The organism is Dysgonomonas mossii (assembly GCF_004569505.1).
In the GTDB taxonomy this organism is placed as follows: Bacteria; Bacteroidota; Bacteroidia; order Bacteroidales; family Dysgonomonadaceae; genus Dysgonomonas.
The window spans coordinates 152,055-169,119 of the sequence record NZ_SPPK01000002.1; the positions used below are offsets into that span (position 1 = coordinate 152,055).

The window sequence follows — 17,065 nt, forward strand, 5'->3', positions numbered from 1 at the left end:
AGTAAATAATGGGGATTGCAAATCCCCTAAGACGATGAAAAAAATACGACAACTATTTTCATTAAAGACTTAGTTATACCCAACAAAAGAAAAAGTGACAGTAGAAAATATATAAAATACCTGTCACTTTTGTCACCTTTTGATAAAGGAAGGAAAATAGGCCGGTAGTTTTATAAGTTCATTTTTATGGTGATTATAACAAAATAAAGGTGACAGAAGTAATAAAAAATAACTATATTTGCTCTATTAATATTATTAGAAAATAAAACTTTAAACATACTGAAAATATGAGATTTGTTGTTTCCAGTACAGCATTATTAAGTCACTTGCAGGCAATAAGCAAGGTGATCAATTCAAAGAATACATTACCTATTTTAGATTGTTTCTTGCTCGAGCTCGAAGGTTCTACCCTCTCTCTTACAGCAGCAGACTCTGAAACACGTTTGGTTACTTCTCTTGAAGTGAACGAGGCTGACGGTAATGGAAAGTTCGCAGTGAATGCAAAGAATCTGTTGGATCCATTGAAGGAATTGCCTGACCAACCGCTTACATTTGAGATCAATAGCGACAATCTGGAGACATTTATTTTCTTTCATAACGGTAAGTATAACTTTATCGGACAAAACGGTGAAGACTATCCTCAACCTAAACAGTTGAAGGAAACAGCCGTTAGCCTGACTATCGAGCCTCAGGTTTTATTTTCGGGTATCAACCGCACACTATTTGCCAGTGCAGACGATGAGCTTCGTCCGGTGATGAACGGAGTTTACTTCGATATCAGCACTGAAGATCTTACTTTCGTGGCATCTGACGGACACAAGTTGGTACGTTGCAAAACATTGTCGGCAAAGGGAGCAGAACGCGCTTCGTTTATTCTTCCAAAGAAGCCGGCAAACTTACTTCGTGCTATTCTGCCAAAAGAATCTGAAACAGTAGAAATCAAATTCGATGAGAACAATGCCTATATAAAAATGTCGAGCTATACGATGACTTGCCGTTTTATAGAAGGCCGTTATCCAAATTATAATTCGGTAATTCCACAAAATAACCCGAACAAAGTAATTCTCGATCGTTTGTCATTCCTCAATGCATTGAAACGTGTTTCGGTGTTCTCTAATCAGGCAAGTAACCTCATCAGATTGCAACTTTCTGACAAGAATATTATTGTTTCGGCTCAGGATATAGATTTCTCTACAGCTGCCGAAGAAACTATTCCATGTGACTATACAGGAACACCGATGAGCATAGGTTTCAAATCAAGTTTCCTTATTGATATTCTGAACAATATCCCATCGTCTGATATCTCACTCGAACTGTCAGACCCTTCACGTGCAGGACTTATTATTCCTGCCGAAAATGAAGAGAATGAAGACTTGTTGATGCTGCTTATGCCAATGATGCTCAACGACTAAGGAAAGTAATAGATAACTAAAATAGATATATGACAACTTTATCATTCTTCTGTAAAAGAGAGGGATGATAAAGTTTTTTAATAAAAAGCTTATGGAACTAAATCTGAGGAATCCGCTCATATTCTTTGACTTGGAAACTACCGGAACAGATACGGTGAAAGACCGTATTGTAGAACTATCCTACCTGAAGGTATATCCCAATGGGAAAGAAGAGATGAAGACCAGACGTATCAACCCGGAAATGCCAATTCCGGCAGGAGCAACTGCTATACATGGTATATCCGACGAAGATGTGAAAGACTGCCCGACGTTCAAGCAGATTGCCAGATCTTTGGCCGATCAGATGGAAGGTTGTGATTTGGCAGGGTTCAACTCCAGCCGTTTCGATATTCCCCTCCTTGCGGAAGAATTTCTTCGTGCTGATGTGGATATCGACTTCTCAAAACGTAAAATGATAGATGTGCAGATCATTTTCCATAAGAAAGAACAGCGTACTCTCGAAGCCGCATATAAGTTTTATTGCGATAAGAATTTGGATAATGCTCACTCGGCTGAGGCAGACACACTTGCTACTTACGAAGTATTGAAAGCACAGTTAGACAAATATCCTGATCTGGAAAACGATATGGAAAAGCTGGCTGCGGAATTCTCTTTCTTCAACAACAATGTAGACCTTGCGGGGCGCATTATCAGAGATGAAAATGGTATAGAGGTGTTCAACTTTGGCAAACATAAAGGAAAGCCCGTGGCAGAAGTACTGAAAAGAGAACCAAGTTTTTATGCATGGATGATGGATGCCGATTTTCCATTGAATACCAAACAGGTATTAACGAAGATCAAGTTGAGGGAAATACAAAAGTAATCGCCTCATTCAATGATATTAAAAAGGCTGTCTCTTCTAACAGGGACAGCCTTTTTGATCGTTTAAGCATGGAGCTATCCTTTTCAGACAGCTCCTTAAATAACCAATATCGCTCTTTATTTACAAAGAGTTACCTAAATAACTCACTATTCTATTACGGCGGCAAAACCTCCGTTTCTAGCCATCTTTATTTGTATTTTATCACCCGATTTTACGTGTGATTCTTTTCTGCGATAGTCCATAGCTTGACGTCCGGCATTGATTCCGTCTTCGAACGAAGTCATCTTATATGATGTTCCGGCGTTGAGGAAATCAAGGCTTATTTCAAGTTGTCTTTCTGTGTTATTTGTCATACCGCCTATATACCACTTATTGCCTTTGCGTTTTGCTACAAGCGCATATTCTCCCGCTTTGGCTTCCAGTGCACGAGTTTCGTCCCATGTAACAGGCACATCGGTGATAAATTTGGTGCAATCTTCATTTCTGTAATACAAGGTAGGGTTGTCTGCCAACATTTGCAATCCGCTTTCGAAAATAACGAACAGTGCCAACTGGTAAGCTCTGGTTCCAATGCTTGCCGAGTTCGGGCGATGACCACAGTATCTTTCGGGTTGCATACTGATCATTGCTCCCGGCGTGTAATCCATAGGGCCTACCGCATTGCGCATGAATGGAAAATAGACACTGTTTTCAGGGGTACAGCCTTCCATTTGTTCCATGCCTCTTACTCCTTCGTACGAAAGGATATTCGGATACTTGTATTCGATTCCCGCAGGCTTGAACGAACCATGATAATCAACCAGAATATTGTGTTTTGCGGCTTCTTTGGCTATTCGTTCGTAGTAGTTCACCATCCATTGGTCGCTTCTATCCATAAAGTCGATCTTAACACCTTTAACACCCCATTCGCTGAATGTTTTGAATATATCGGGGTTGTTTTCTACCACTAACCATGTTAGCCATAGTATGATGCCTACATTCTTTTCTTTTCCGTAGCGGATAAGTTCATGTACATCTACTTTTGGATTAGGAGTATAAGGATCGCGGGTGCTTTTTGCCCAACCTTCGTCCATAATAATATATTCGATACCGTATTTGGACGCAAAATCGATGTAATATTTATAGGTGTCGAGATTGAATCCGGCTACGAAATTCACATCCGGGCCATAAGGCGAGGCTTCGTTCCACCATTCCCAACTAACTTGTCCCGGCTTGATCCACGATACGTCTTGCAGTTGACTCTTGGTAGCCAGTCTGTATGTCATTGTGTTTTCTATAAGCTGCTTATCATCTTTTGTAATGACGAAGTAGCGCCACGGAAAATTTCTTTTGCCTGTTGTTTTGGCTATATAATCGGCTTCCTTTACTATCTTCAAGCTACGGTCGCCATCTTCTCCAAATTCGAGCGGGGCTTTTGTAAATGTAGATTGTACTCCGTTTACTCCATTCCCTTTAAGGAACATGCAAGGGTAATCCGATAGATCTGATTCAGATATCAGTATCTTGTATTTTTTCTTTGTATCGATCAATACCGGTAATACAGACATGCGGTCTGTTGCTTTCCACTCATTGCTCTCAACGTGTGTATAGGGTTCTTCGTAAGCAGTTTTAAATCCACCGGGCTGCTGTAAATGAAGTAAATAATTTGCAGGAAAATTGATTGCAAAATCTTCTCCTAAAACTTCTACATCTCCTTTTTTATTGGTTATGAAACGATAAGCAATACCATCGTCAAAAGCTCTGAATTCGACTGAATAATCTCCTTTGAATGTAAGCAGGAGCGAATTGTATTGATTTTTTACAGATGAGTATTTTAAAGGAACAACAGGAGTAAGAACCTCGTTTACTTTGTTTGCTTTTTGCCCCGATAGTTTGGGATTGAGTCCAAGCGTTTCATTTCCCAGGTTCAAACTCAAATGATTCTTTTCTAATAGCACATCATTGTTATAAGATATTGTGTAATATATCTTATCTGAAATACTAAGGGATACTTTTATCTCTCCGTTAGGTGATTGTAATTCAGCTTTTTTCTGAGCGCTTATACTGAATGCAATGCTCAGAAATAGTAATAACAATAGGTTGTGTTTCATGTTTATTATCGATTAATCTTTAGTTTGTTTTATTTGTCCCAATAAGGGATTCGAACGGGAATTTATCTCCTGCTTATATCTTATTTGTTTTCTTTTATTACATATTGGTGAACGCCAGAACCTACTGTGTATTCTTTGTCTGCATATATTGTTGCAGTAGATCCGGCAGGAATGGTTACCGAAAGATTTATCTTATCTCCTTCTCTCTTCCACTCCGATTTTATCAAACCTCTCACAGAATTATATTCGCCTTTAACCCATTGCAGATCTTTTACAAAATGAGGTTTGATGATTACGTTCTGAAATCCGGGTTGGTCTTTGTCGAGATTGATCCCCGCCAATGTGTTGTACATCCATGCACTGATATCCCCCATAAATACGTGGTTGATAGATGCATCGCGAAACTCAGGACTAAGTGTCCATGTTTCGGCAAGGGTGCTGTATCCCTGTGTTTCTACCCAGTAACCCCACGACGGAGCTTCGGTCTTGGTTGCCATTTTGTATGCATCTTCTACATATCCATATTTGGTAAGCATAGCAGGAACGGTTTTGCTGCCCAACAGTCCAAAGTCGAGAAAGTAATTATTTTCCGAAACAGTTTTATGCAAATTGTCGGCAACGAGCTGTTCTTTTCCTTCGGGAACTATTCCCATATACAGGGCTACTGCCTGAGCTGTTTGAGTACCATTGGCATAAATACCTGTTTCGGTATTGAAGAACTTGTTGTTTATCAGTTTTTTCAAGTGCTCTGCTTTTTGCTGATATGGAGTGGCGTCTTTCCCTAAGAGTCTGGCAAAGCGTGCCATCAATACATAGTCGTGGTAATAGTAGAGCGTTGATGTATAATCATTCGGTGTTTGAGCTTTGTAAAATACCCAATCTCCCAATCCAAAATTCAGGTATCCTCCGTCTACTTCTTTTGTTTTCAGATAATCCAGATATTTTACCATAGTAGGGTAGAGGTGTTCTATGCTTCGGGTCTCGCCATAGTAGTCGTACAGCGCATTGGGGATAATAAACATTGCAGCATCCCAAACAGGTCCGGGCCAGTCGCCGAATCCCCATCCAGAAGATGGAATGATGCCTGCAATCACACCGTCTTCCCGTTGGTTGTCGATGAAGTCGTTCATCCATTTCTCGTATAAGGTGATTCCATCAAAGTTGAGCAATGCCAGGTCGATGGCAACATGTGCATCTGCTGTCCATCCGTTCTTCTCACGCTGAGGGCAATCGGTAGGGATGCTGTGCAAGTTTCCTTGATAGCTTTGGTTTGTTGCTGTCCATATCTTGTTCAACAGATTGTTTGAACTGCTAAAATTACCCACCTGTGGTATATCTGTATGTAGGAACAATCCTGTAAGGTTATCCACTGTAAGTGTTACAGGGCGATCACTCTCCACTTCTATATACTGGAAGCCATGATAGCTGAACTGAGGTGTGAATTCTTCTTCTTTTCCTGTTCCTTTCAGGATGAAAACATCTTCTTGAAATACTTCTCCTTTTTTCTCAGGGTGATAATAAACATTGATGTTGCCTTGCTCGAGTCGCCCGTCTGCTTTTAGGAGTTCTCCGTGGCGTAGTTTGAATGTCGTCCCTGCTTCTCCTTTTACCGAGAAACGGCAAACCCCTGCAATGTTTTCTCCCAGATCGAAAAGGTATATCTTATCTCCGAATGATTTTACCGATTTTGGCTTGATCTCTTTTACGGCACGGATCCCCGGCATTTGCTGAGCTGCCAGTATCGGAGCCGGTTCTTTTGACGGTTGTACTTTGTTCCACTTAGAGTCGTCAAATCCGGCAGTGTTCCATCCTGTTTCTTCGAGGCGGGCATCGTACCTGTCGCCACTGTATATGTTGTTATATGTGTAAGGTCCTGTGTTGGTTTTCCACGTTTCGTCTGTGGATATAATATCGGTAGAACCGTCATCGTATACAAGCCTTAGTTCGCTCAACAAACTAGGGCGTTCACGCCAGCGGGCTCTTTCGAAGTCCCATACGGCTTTGCTCTGGCAGTTGTAAAAACCGTTTCCGAGAACTGCCGCAATGGCGTTGTCTCCTTCGGTGATAAGTGATGTTACATCGTGTGTAACATATAATATACGTTTGTCGAAATGTGTGTAACCCGGATCAAGAAAGTTTTCACCCACTCTTTTTCCGTTTATAAACATCTCGTAATATCCTGTGCCGCTGACATAGACACGGGCTGAAATTAATTTCTTTGCAGTCTTAAATTCTTTTCTGAATAATGGAGCCGGTTCAAACTCTTTGTCGTGCGAATCTGTGATCCATTTTGCCTGCCAATCCGCTTTCGACATTTTAGCCATTTCGAAATAGCTGATAGGAGATGTGTGGGTTTTTCCTTTCTTGTCCCATACTTTTACAGTCCAATAGTAACGGGTATGTGAAGATAGTTTTGTACCTCCGTTGTATATGGTACGGGGTGTTGTGCTTTCTATTTTGTTGGAAGTCCATATATCCGCTTTGCCCGAAGCAAGTAGTTCTTCGCTGCTGGCTATCTGTATCTGGTAAGCTTCTTGCCTGAAATTTTCGGTATCACTACCGAACACCCATGTGAAGCGCGGATGTTCGGCATCGATACCTATAGGGGAATCTAAATACTCGCATTGAGTTTTTACGATCTTTGTACTTTTTGAAAAACTGCCACAAGCACTTGCCAAAAAGGCTAAAATAAAGGAAACTGCAATCAGGAGCTTTAGATTCTTTTTCATTAAAGGTTTTATTTTATTGCGTTTAACATATCAATTCTGCCTTCGTTTACCTGCTTTAAGATCAATTCACCAAAAAGTGTATTTTGCCATGCAAACCATGCGCGGGTAAACTTCTCAGGGTTGTCTTTATTGAACGATTCGTGCATAAATCCTGTTCCGGCATCGGTATCCATAAGCATTTTTATACATGTCTGAATTTCTTTTTCGTCACGGCTAGTGAATGCTTTCATCATGATACTCATAGGCCATATCATATCATATCCGATATGGGGACCACCAATACCTTCCCCTGCTGTTCCTTTGAAGAAATATGGATTATCTTTACTCCACACATATTTTCGTGTGTTCTGATAGATAGGGTCATTAGCATCCACATCTCCTAAATAGGGCATTGCCAATAAACTGGGCACATTGGCATCATCCATAAAGTACTGGTTTCCAAATCCGTCTACCTCGAAAGCATAGATCTGACCGTATTTAGGATGGTTAAAGATAGCATATTTTTTTAAGGCTGTCTCAACTTCCTGTGCCAAATTTCTACATTTTTCTGCTAATTCGGGTTTCTTGTTTACTGTTGCCAATATTTCGGCTGCTTTTCTTAACGAAGTAACAGCAAAAAAGTTAGATGGAACTAAAAACTGAAAAGTTGTGGCGTCGTCCGACGGGCGGAAAGCCGATGCAATAAGTCCTACAGGATTGACAGGGTTGCCCCATCCGTCGTTATTCATGGTATCGAGTTGACGCTCTGTTTTGCGTTGGAATTTGTACGGGCCATTACCATTTTTACGTTGTTGTTCGTGGAACGTTTGTAATACCAGTTGGATCGCTTGCAGCCATTCTTCATCAAAAATGCTTGCATCTCCTGTTGTTTTCCAGTAATGGTATGCCAGGCGTATCGGGTAGCAAAGCGAATCGATCTCCCATTTGCGTTCGTGTAATTCCAGCTTCATGTCCGTCATGTCGCTCATCCATTGGTGATCGGGATTCGGGTCGTGCGGATCAAGAAAAGCATTGGCATATGGGTCGATAATGATACATTTAAATTGTCGGCGAATAACTCCGGCAAGCATTGCCTTCAGTTCGGGATCACTGTTTGCCAATTGCACATAAGGCCACACCTGAGCGCCTGAGTCGCGAAGCCACATGGCGTGTATATCCCCTGTATATACAACCGTGTCGTCTTTGCCGTTGGTCTTGCGATAGCGGACAGTAGTGTCCAGCGTGTTTGGAAAACAGTTTTCGAACATCCATGCCAGTTTCGGATTTTTAATCATTTTCTTAATCCGTACTATCTCACTTTCTACAGCCTTCGATTTGAATAATCTTTGATCAACGGGTGGGCGGTTGCTTTTAAAGTCGGTAGGAACGTTATAGCTTACCACGGTATTATCCTTTCGGATAGTCATGTCATGAGCCACGGCTTTTCCTCCCATTAATAATGTTGCAGCCGCTACGGCGCATAATCCAATGTTTTTCTTTCTTTTCATATCTTCTTTATGTTGATTTTTTCATTTATTGATAGATGCAAGCTTGCCATACATTTCTACCATTGCGGCTTGTGTAAGCAACCACTTTTTCTCATCTTTTTGCTTTCCGCTCCAGTCTGTATTGAACAGTCCGTTGCCTTCACGCATGTTGTTCCATGCATAATCCATATTTTTTTGGAAAGCATCTATATATGTTTTGTCATTATCCAAATGATATAATTCAACAAATCCCCTCAGCATAACAGCAATAAACCATACATCACTTTTCTTCAACAACTTGAATTGTTGCCCGTCAGAAGTCGTAAAATCTGTAAAGAAATAATTATATGCAGATTTTGCAATGTTCTGGGCATCGGTAAGATAAGCCTTGTCTTTTGTGAGCTTATACAACAAAGATGCAGATTGTAGCATTTGCCCGCTATTGTATGGAAACTTAGCTTCACCTATTTTTCCGTCCAGCCTTATGTTGTCAAAGTACAAATAGTCGGAAGGGTCTTGCAGGTGTTTTTTTGTCCATTCATACAGGCTTTTACCTTGTTGAAAGTAAGTGCTGTCTTTGGTAGCTTCAAATAATTTGAGCGCAAAAACTGCTCCGGGTGCATTCGAACATGTGTTTTTTGATTCTCTTTTTTGTTCGCACCAATAGATTCCGCCACCCAGATTATCATCGATACCACTGGCTACGAATTCCCATATCATTTTAGCTTTTTGCAGATATTTGTCTTCTTTAGTTAGCATGTAAGTATCAGTAAAGTCAATACCCAACCATACATTGTCGTCATAGAACCGGTCGGACTGAGGTGCCGTGTTTATATATGATGCATAAGCCGACGGATTCCTTTTCTGGTCGAAATATTCTTCCAATCCGGGCAGCACTTTCGAATCAAGGATTTCTTGATATTTCTTATCCTTGGTTGTTTCAAACAAGGCGTTTACAGCAGAGAATGTTCCTGAGTAAGGCCATAGATACGAATATTGGTTTGGAATATTCGCTTGCTCTTGCGATGCCAGATACGTAGCCGTATACTTGTCATCGAAAGGATAGTTTTCACGCAGCAACTTGGTATCGGGTGCCGAATAATTTTGATACAGAGAGTCCAGCGTTAGCCGGGCTCTCTGTAGGTTAGAACTCGTATTGCCTTTATCTTTTGGGCTACAGCCTATTGTGGCAACACTAATTGCAAATAAAAAAATGTACGTAAGTTTCATTATCTTTTACTTTTTCAAATTCTCGTATGCAGCTTTTGCCTCTATCAGCATACAACCACTGGCTTGTGATGTAAGTTGGGTAAAGCTTACCGGAGAAGAATCCCACGAAGAACCAAACAGAAGGTTGTCTTCATATTCTCCTTTTTTGTATACACCGGTAGTCCAAAGTACATAGGCATTGTTGTTTAAGAAAGTGACAAATTTATGACGGTATGCCTCATCCAAATCGTTCACTTTAATAAGCTCGAGGAAGTAGCGGATGAATATTCCTTTAAACAGACCATTGTCTCCTGTTCCTTCGTCTCTCAATACATTGCTGCTTGAGTTTGTAAGGGTAGAGATGGTATAATTGGCTGCTCTTTTTGCATCATTCAAATATACTACATCTTTGGTGATATTATATAATTCTACTCCTGCTCCCACGTATGTACCTTCGTTGTATGTAAGAGCCGAGCCTTTTACTTCTCCCGATTCTACAATGATATTGTCTTTCACCTCACCGGTCGAAGATACTACCAGCGTTTGTTTTTGCCAGTCGTATATTTTCTTCGCCCATTCGAGGTCTTCTTCGTTCTGAGTTATTTGATACAGACGTGCTCCTATGATAGCTGCGGGAGCATTTGAACAGGCATTCTTTGTAAATTCTACCCACGATCCGGTACACCATCTGATACCACCGCCTACATCTTCAGACCAGGCATCTTTGATCCAGCCCCACAACTGCTGAGCAGCATCTAAGTATTTTTGATCTTTTGTGATATTGTATAGGCGAATCATAGTCAATGCATTCCACTCCATATCGTCAACATAGGCATTCTCATAAGTATTTCCGTTTTTTATCTTAACGCCTGCAAACCATTTATCGAAATAAGCACTGTATTTGCTATCGTTTGTGCGCAGATAAGCATCTATCACTACATCCATAGCATGAGCATTAGGCCAATAGTGGAATGTAAGTTCCTTGTCGTCATTTCCGTAGTTGAAATAGTTGCCTGTTTCGTTCCAGAATTTATTTATCAAAGCATTCGATGCGCTATCGGCTGCGGCATTCCAATCGTATTCTATCAAAGTTCCGTACGAATACTCATCCTTGGGATCGCTGCAAGATGATAGGGCTAGCAAAACAAATGCTATAAATCCGAAATATATATTTTTCATAAGCTTCATATTCTTTATATCTAAGGAGATTGACCCTACGGTTTTGTTTCGGGTCAATCTTCCCGATTAATATCAGATTTTATTTATCAGAGAGAAACCTCATGTGTATAAGTATCTCCTGTCATTTTTACAGTAAGATTAACGGTTTTTCCGTCAAAGTCGCTTGCAAATTTCCATTTGTGATCCCATTGAGATATAGAAGTGTATATAGCCAAGTTGTAATAGCTGGCTGTTCCCGAAGGTGTACCATCTTCGTTTGCATTAGCCGGGCCCCAGTCTTCTAAAGATTCTGTTCCTTTCGTATCTTTGAGTGATACCCTGAATTTGTAACGTTGGTCTCTACCCCACGATTCTTGTTTGAATGTAACAGGACCTGCTCCTTTCCAAACACCTTTTCCTTGGTAAGACAGTTTCCATTCAACACTATTTGTTGGGCAGAACCAGAATCCTACTTCTGTAATTTCCACAGGGGTAGAAGCTGAAGCCGATCCGAAATCAATTTTGATGCGATATACACCATTCAATGTATTGGCTGTACCTTCAGTACCTTCTTTTAACTTACCGTCTGCAATATAATATTCAGCAGGACTTCCCGATTTGGAGTCTACAAATTTGTATGTGCCACCTGCAACAAGTTTAACATACACTTCGTATTCACCTTCTCCCAAACGGTGCATTGGCAAAGCATTGCCCAAGTCGCTTCCTGCCTCAGAACCTTCTCCTGTGATGAAAACCTGTCCCGGATCTTCCAGTCCTTCGATTCTTGTAACTGTAATCTTATTGCTCACTTTGCTTATTTTCTGGTTAATACCTCTCGATGAAGCTACAGTCCAAGCCAAGGTTATTGTTTCACCTGGTTCGGCTCCTGCTAATGCTGCTACTTTGTTTAATATTTTGTGAGAGATATCTGCTCCGCTGGAATATCCGTTAAGATCTGATGAAAGTACGAAAAGTGGACTCGAAAAATCTCCTCCATCTTTGTCAAAATATACTTCGTACAAAGGTGCGCCGCCGTCTTGGGCAATGGCAGGTTCCCAAGAGAAATAAAGAGAACCGCTTGATGTAAGGTTTATTGCTTTTTCGGTAGCCGGCTCATATAGCTTTTTGACTTCGGTAACATCTGCGTTTTTAAATTCCATATCGTCTGTTCCGCAGGCAGTCATTAGCATAACAAATGAAAGCAATACGAATATGTTGTAAAATATCTTTTTCATAATAGTATGTTTTTTCTATTTAATTAATCTTTAGGTTATTTATTCGGAGTAACCGGGATTGTTTGGTTTTAGGTTCGGGTTCTTAACTATTTCTTCGATAGGAACCGACCATAGATAGTCTTTTCCTTCATTGAACTTTCTTGAATCCAATGTTATATACGAAGAATTGTTATTGGCGAATTTAGCTCCGTTCACCACTCCATTCAGATATTTTGTTCCTTCTTTCCATCTAACGATGTCGTAGTAGCGCAATCCTTCGAATACAAGTTCTATGCGGCGTTCGCGGTGAATTAATTCACGCATTTCGTCTGTAGACAATGTTGATGGATAATTGAGAGCACTCGCTGCTGTGAATCCTGCTCTTGAGCGTATTTTCTTAATGGTAGCATCCCATACCGATTGGTTCATCTTGTTTTGCTCAAGCATTGCTTCTGCGTACATTAATAAAACGTCGGCATAACGGAACATGATAATATTGTTCTCTTGTGCATAGTCTTTTAATGTCTTTCTTGATTGCGGATCAAAATACTTACGAGTATAATAACCTGTTACCGATTTGTTAGAGCTCACACTTTCCCAAGAGTCTTTGGTTCCTGTTCCGTAGGCAGTACGTATCGTTGATACGTTTCCATTCTCATCTACCCATTTGAATCCATCGTAAACAACACTTGCTGTCAGGCGGGGATCTCTGTTGGTATATGGAGAATTTGGATTATAAGCAGGGTCTTTGCTGATTGTATAGCCATTGATTGTCCAGTAGTCATCTACAAGTGCTTGTATCGGCGCACACGAGTTTAAGAAAGCACCCAGAGTCATTGGCACGCGTGCATACATCTCAGTCCATGTGCGGTTTGTAGTTGCATAGCCATAGTCGAGAATAACCTCGTTGTTGTACTTGTTTTGAGATTGAAACAAGCTTTCGTAATCGCCAAACAGTTCATAAATGCCATACTTGCCTTGCTGGTTGATAAGCATATCGGTATATTTTTCGACCATTGGCCAATTGTTTTCATACAGATAAGCTCGTGCCTGAAAAGCAACAGCTGCAGCATTCGTTATACGTCCTTTGTTGGTTATTGCACCTTTTGAAGGCAATATGTCAATGATTTCATCGAGCTCGTCATGCACAAATTGCAAAACAACAGACTTTTGTGTGCGTGATATGGTCTTTGCCTGAGCCAGCGTAATATCTTCTGTGAAGAAAGGAACGTCACCGTAGAAATAAGCCAAGCGGAAGAATAGAAATGCCCTAATGAAGCGAATCTCTGCTTTTCTTGTTGCTTTAAGGTTTTCTTCCATGCCTGGTACACGGTCTACATTTTCTAAGTATTTATGACATGTTTTTATTCCCTCATAAGCCCATTTCCATTCGCTGGCAAATAGCCCGAGAGAAGGTGTTGCCAAGCCGTTACGAATTTTGCGAGGGTCATTGTCATCTCTGGCCTGAATAACATTGTCACTCAAGGCTTCGTCTGTCCACATTTTCCCGGCACCATACATTTGGTTGTATGCCATATTGACCAATAGTTCTGAATTTTCAACTGATTGCCAGTATGTTTCATCTGTATGCTTGTCGTAAGGCATTTGGTCGAGGTTGTTACATCCTGTGAATATAAACGCTCCCATTGACAATAAGAACAGATATTTTATTATATGTCTTTTTTTCATTTTTGTATCGTTTCTTTTGTTAGAATTCAATGTCTAATCCAAAACCAAAATACTTGAGGGTAGGATAGTTACGTGCACTGTTGGCACTTCCTCCCATGTTTGAATCAAATTCGGTAGATTCGGGATCTATCCAAGAGTTTTTACTTAATGTAAACAGATTCTGAGCATTAACGTATGCACGAACTCTTTGAAGCATTAGTTTATTTGTCAGGCTTTTAGGAATTGTATATCCTAGCTGTATATTTTTCAGTCTTAGATATTTTCCGTCAAATCGATTGATTTCCGACCCCATGCCATAGTTGTTCGAGTTTGAAACTGATCCTATTCCTGCCAAACGAGGATATCTGGCATCGGTATTTGTTGGAGACCAGAAGTCTAGCTGATGCTTGTAGATAGCATACGAATAGTTGGAGTGGAATGGTTCTACCAACTCGCCACGTACCATCATATCACGTTTTCCAACACCTTGGATGAAGAAACCAAAGTCAAAGCCTTTCCACTCCAGGTTGTAAGTGAATCCGAATGTGTAACGAGGGAATCCATTTCCTAAAACAAAACGGTCTTTTTCATCAATCACTCCGTCGTTGTTGCGGTCTACATATTTTACATCGCCCGGGCGAAGGTCTGAAGATGAGATACCTGCCGGTAAGGCTGATGTTTGGATTTCTTCCATTGTTTTAAAGTAGCCGTCGGTTTTATATCCGTAGTATGAACGGAACGGTAATCCTACTTCTTTCATGATGAAGTATTCGTCAACCTTCGAAATTTCTCTACCTCCTACAAGTTTTGTAACTTTATTTTGAGAATCTCCTATATTTCCTGAAAAATCATGAGAGAATTCTCCTGTTTTCAGGCGATAGTTTAGTGTAAGTTCCCAACCGTGATTTTTCATTTCTCCAATATTTTCGGAGCTAAGAGATGTTCCGAATACAGTAGGTACTTGCGGAGCTAACAAGATATCTGATGTTGTTTTGTGGAAATAATCGAATGTTCCGGATAAAGCTCCTCTTAAGAATGAGAAGTCTGCTCCGATGTTGAATGTTTTTGATTTTTCCCATTTCAGGTTCTCATTACCAAATTTATATCCTGCTCCACCTACAACGTCATTGTCAAACGCGTATGTGTTTGAGTATAAACTGTAGGTAACAAGTGTTTGATATGGATCGATATTCTGGTTTCCTAAGATACCGTATGATCCACGAATTTTAAGATCTCCCAGTTTGTCTTTATAGAAGCCCATAAATGATTCGTCGGATATTCTCCATCCCAAAGATAAAGAAGGGAAGAAGCCCCAACGATTGGCTTTCGCAAACTTTGAAGAACCGTCTTCACGAAAACTGAATTCAGCGTAATATCTCTCCAAATAATTGTAAGAAGCACGTCCGAGTATTGAAGTAATACTTTCTTTTCTTCGATTTTGTAGTGAAGAACTTCCAGATTCAGGAGTTTCTGTCGGAACACCTAAAATAGGATCTGTATTAATGAATTTTACTTCATTGTTTTTGAATGTATATGACTCGTTAGTTGCTCCGAATAACAGGGATAGATTGTGAGAATTGTTGAATGTCTTTTGATAATCCGCCAAAAGCTGATAGTTCATCAATCGTTTATTCTCATTGTAATCTTCTGTATTCCTCTTAGCGTTCATTTTCATGTCGGGGATTGTATTATTCTCGTTGTTATACAAATCCACCTCTTTTCTTCTAATGAAACGATGATAAGCGTATATATCAGCTCCCACAACTCCACGCAATTTCAATCCGTCAATGATTTTTACTTCAAGATTAATGTTTGCATTAATGTAGTCGGTATTTCCTTTCTCGTATCCCGATTCTTTTAATCCCGCCAACGGGTTCTGGTCTGTAAGCAAGCTGTTTACAAGATATTTTCCATTGTCGGCTTGCATTTTAGTCCAGTAGTATGAAGGTATACGCGATGAGTTGATAATTGCATTTCCATCAACCGATTTTTTTCCGTCGTCGCGGGTATATGATAAGATTGAAGAAAGCTTGAAGCGTCCTACTTCTGTCGAAAGATTTGAACGCAGATTGTAACGTTGTTTACCGTAGTTAGGTCCAACAAAGTTACTCTTCTGATCAAAGTACGCTCCGGAGAATAGGTAAGTTGTATTCTCGTTACCACCCGAAACGCTCATATTGTACGACTGTTGCATTGCCGATTGTATAATCTTGTCAAAGTTCCAGTACTCTTCGCTTCGGTGATCGTATAGGTCACGTACTTCTGCAGGTGAATACATTGCGCTTTGCCCTACATTTGTCAATGACAGGTTCTTCAATATCGCATTTTGGTATCCTTCTACGGGTCTGTACAGAATGGTAGGGTCTTGTGTCCCAAGCTGCATTCCGAGACGAACGGTAGGGCGTTGATTTTTCTTTCCGCTCTTGGTTGTAACCAGTATGACCCCATTCGCTGAGCGTGATCCATAGATGGCAGCTGTTCCCGCATCTTTCAGTACCGAAACATTATCAATATCGCCGGGGCTTAGTTTGTTCAGACTGGCGTTATCGGTTACTAATCCATCGATAACGATCAAAGGAGAATTGTTATTCATGGTAGATAGCCCTCGAATGTTGATATTCAGGCTGTTGTCATTCGGGTCCATGCTGCGTTGTTGGATTGTCAAACTAGGTGAAGCTCCTTGCAAGGCTTGAGTAACATTGGCCACCGGACGTTCTTCTATCGTTTTTGCCTTTACCTGATCAACGGCTCCCACTGCACTTTTGCGGGTAGTAGTACCGTAACCGATCACAATAACTTCATCCAGAACCTTTTGGTCTTCCTTCAGTTTTATCTGAAAGTTGGAGTTGTTTCCTACTGTAATATCTTGTGTCAAAAATCCGACATAGGATATTTGTAATACATCATTTTTGTTACACGAAATAGAAAAATTACCATCCAGGTCGGTCATTGTTCCATTTGTTGTCCCTTTTATTACTACACTAACACCAACAAGAGGCTCTCCTGTTTCATCTTTCACAGTTCCTTTTACTGTGTTTTTTGCAGAAGGTGATTGTTGATGCTCATTAATATTGCCAGTCTGGGCATTTAAGATGCATGGTGTCCCGATGAATAACAGGGACAAGACTAAACTGACAAAGTTTTTTTTGTACTTTCTCTTAATCATACCATAGTTAGATTTAAATAAAAGATTGTTTTTGATTAATTCGCTTTAGGTCTAAATTTGAAATAGACATTCTGAGCATTTTGATTAAATT

At 40.4% G+C, this 17,065-nt stretch carries 10 protein-coding genes; 2 read left to right on the top strand and 8 right to left on the bottom strand.

Annotation, left to right across the window (positions count from 1 at the left end; translation table 11 throughout):
* Positions 1-287: 287 nt before the first annotated feature.
* On the top strand, positions 288-1,412 hold the full coding sequence (dnaN, locus tag E4T88_RS05960; protein ID WP_135104566.1) for a DNA polymerase III subunit beta: 1,125 nt from the start codon (positions 288-290) through the stop codon (positions 1,410-1,412).
* Positions 1,413-1,503: 91 nt separating this feature from the next.
* The gene (locus E4T88_RS05965) at positions 1,504-2,274 is read left to right on the top strand and encodes a 3'-5' exonuclease (protein ID WP_135104567.1); all 771 of its coding nucleotides are present in this window, start codon (positions 1,504-1,506) and stop codon (positions 2,272-2,274) included.
* A 146-nt stretch (positions 2,275-2,420) separates the two neighbouring features.
* On the opposite strand, the gene E4T88_RS05970 is transcribed toward E4T88_RS05965, so the two are convergent.
* From E4T88_RS05970 to E4T88_RS06005, 8 genes are all read right to left on the bottom strand, one after another.
* The gene (locus E4T88_RS05970) at positions 2,421-4,364 is read right to left on the bottom strand and encodes a glycoside hydrolase family 97 protein (protein WP_135104568.1); all 1,944 of its coding nucleotides are present in this window, start codon (positions 4,362-4,364) and stop codon (positions 2,421-2,423) included.
* Between the two features lie 80 nt (positions 4,365-4,444).
* Complete coding sequence (locus E4T88_RS05975) at positions 4,445-7,093, bottom strand: alpha-L-rhamnosidase (protein WP_135104569.1); 2,649 nt, start codon at positions 7,091-7,093, stop codon at positions 4,445-4,447.
* Between the two features lie 8 nt (positions 7,094-7,101).
* Positions 7,102-8,580 (bottom strand): glycoside hydrolase family 125 protein, encoded by a 1,479-nt coding sequence (locus E4T88_RS05980; RefSeq protein WP_135104570.1) that lies wholly within the window; start codon positions 8,578-8,580, stop codon positions 7,102-7,104.
* A gap of 21 nt (positions 8,581-8,601) precedes the next feature.
* A complete protein-coding gene (locus E4T88_RS05985) occupies positions 8,602-9,789 on the bottom strand; it encodes a glycoside hydrolase family 76 protein (RefSeq protein WP_135104571.1) in 1,188 nt (395 codons plus the stop codon).
* A gap of 6 nt (positions 9,790-9,795) precedes the next feature.
* Positions 9,796-10,947, bottom strand: a complete 1,152-nt coding sequence (locus E4T88_RS05990; protein ID WP_135104572.1) for a glycoside hydrolase family 76 protein — start codon at positions 10,945-10,947, stop codon at positions 9,796-9,798.
* 86 nt (positions 10,948-11,033) lie between these two features.
* Positions 11,034-12,161 (bottom strand): SusE domain-containing protein, encoded by a 1,128-nt coding sequence (locus E4T88_RS05995; RefSeq protein WP_135104573.1) that lies wholly within the window; start codon positions 12,159-12,161, stop codon positions 11,034-11,036.
* Between the two features lie 39 nt (positions 12,162-12,200).
* Positions 12,201-13,829 (bottom strand): RagB/SusD family nutrient uptake outer membrane protein, encoded by a 1,629-nt coding sequence (locus E4T88_RS06000; RefSeq protein WP_135104574.1) that lies wholly within the window; start codon positions 13,827-13,829, stop codon positions 12,201-12,203.
* 19 nt (positions 13,830-13,848) lie between these two features.
* On the bottom strand, positions 13,849-16,974 hold the full coding sequence (locus E4T88_RS06005; protein WP_135104575.1) for a SusC/RagA family TonB-linked outer membrane protein: 3,126 nt from the start codon (positions 16,972-16,974) through the stop codon (positions 13,849-13,851).
* Positions 16,975-17,065 lie beyond the last annotated feature (91 nt).

What these genes read in the sequence shown, in the direction of transcription:
- dnaN (WP_135104566.1), top strand. Translation starts at nt 288, where the DNA reads ATGAGATTTGTTGTTTCCAGTACAGCATTATTAAGTCACTTGCAGGCA.
- E4T88_RS05965 (WP_135104567.1), top strand. Translation starts at nt 1,504, where the DNA reads ATGGAACTAAATCTGAGGAATCCGCTCATATTCTTTGACTTGGAAACT.
- E4T88_RS05970 (WP_135104568.1), bottom strand. Translation starts at nt 4,364, where the DNA reads ATGAAACACAACCTATTGTTATTACTATTTCTGAGCATTGCATTCAGT.
- E4T88_RS05975 (WP_135104569.1), bottom strand. Translation starts at nt 7,093, where the DNA reads ATGAAAAAGAATCTAAAGCTCCTGATTGCAGTTTCCTTTATTTTAGCC.
- E4T88_RS05980 (WP_135104570.1), bottom strand. Translation starts at nt 8,580, where the DNA reads ATGAAAAGAAAGAAAAACATTGGATTATGCGCCGTAGCGGCTGCAACA.
- E4T88_RS05985 (WP_135104571.1), bottom strand. Translation starts at nt 9,789, where the DNA reads ATGAAACTTACGTACATTTTTTTATTTGCAATTAGTGTTGCCACAATA.
- E4T88_RS05990 (WP_135104572.1), bottom strand. Translation starts at nt 10,947, where the DNA reads ATGAAAAATATATATTTCGGATTTATAGCATTTGTTTTGCTAGCCCTA.
- E4T88_RS05995 (WP_135104573.1), bottom strand. Translation starts at nt 12,161, where the DNA reads ATGAAAAAGATATTTTACAACATATTCGTATTGCTTTCATTTGTTATG.
- E4T88_RS06000 (WP_135104574.1), bottom strand. Translation starts at nt 13,829, where the DNA reads ATGAAAAAAAGACATATAATAAAATATCTGTTCTTATTGTCAATGGGA.
- E4T88_RS06005 (WP_135104575.1), bottom strand. Translation starts at nt 16,974, where the DNA reads ATGATTAAGAGAAAGTACAAAAAAAACTTTGTCAGTTTAGTCTTGTCC.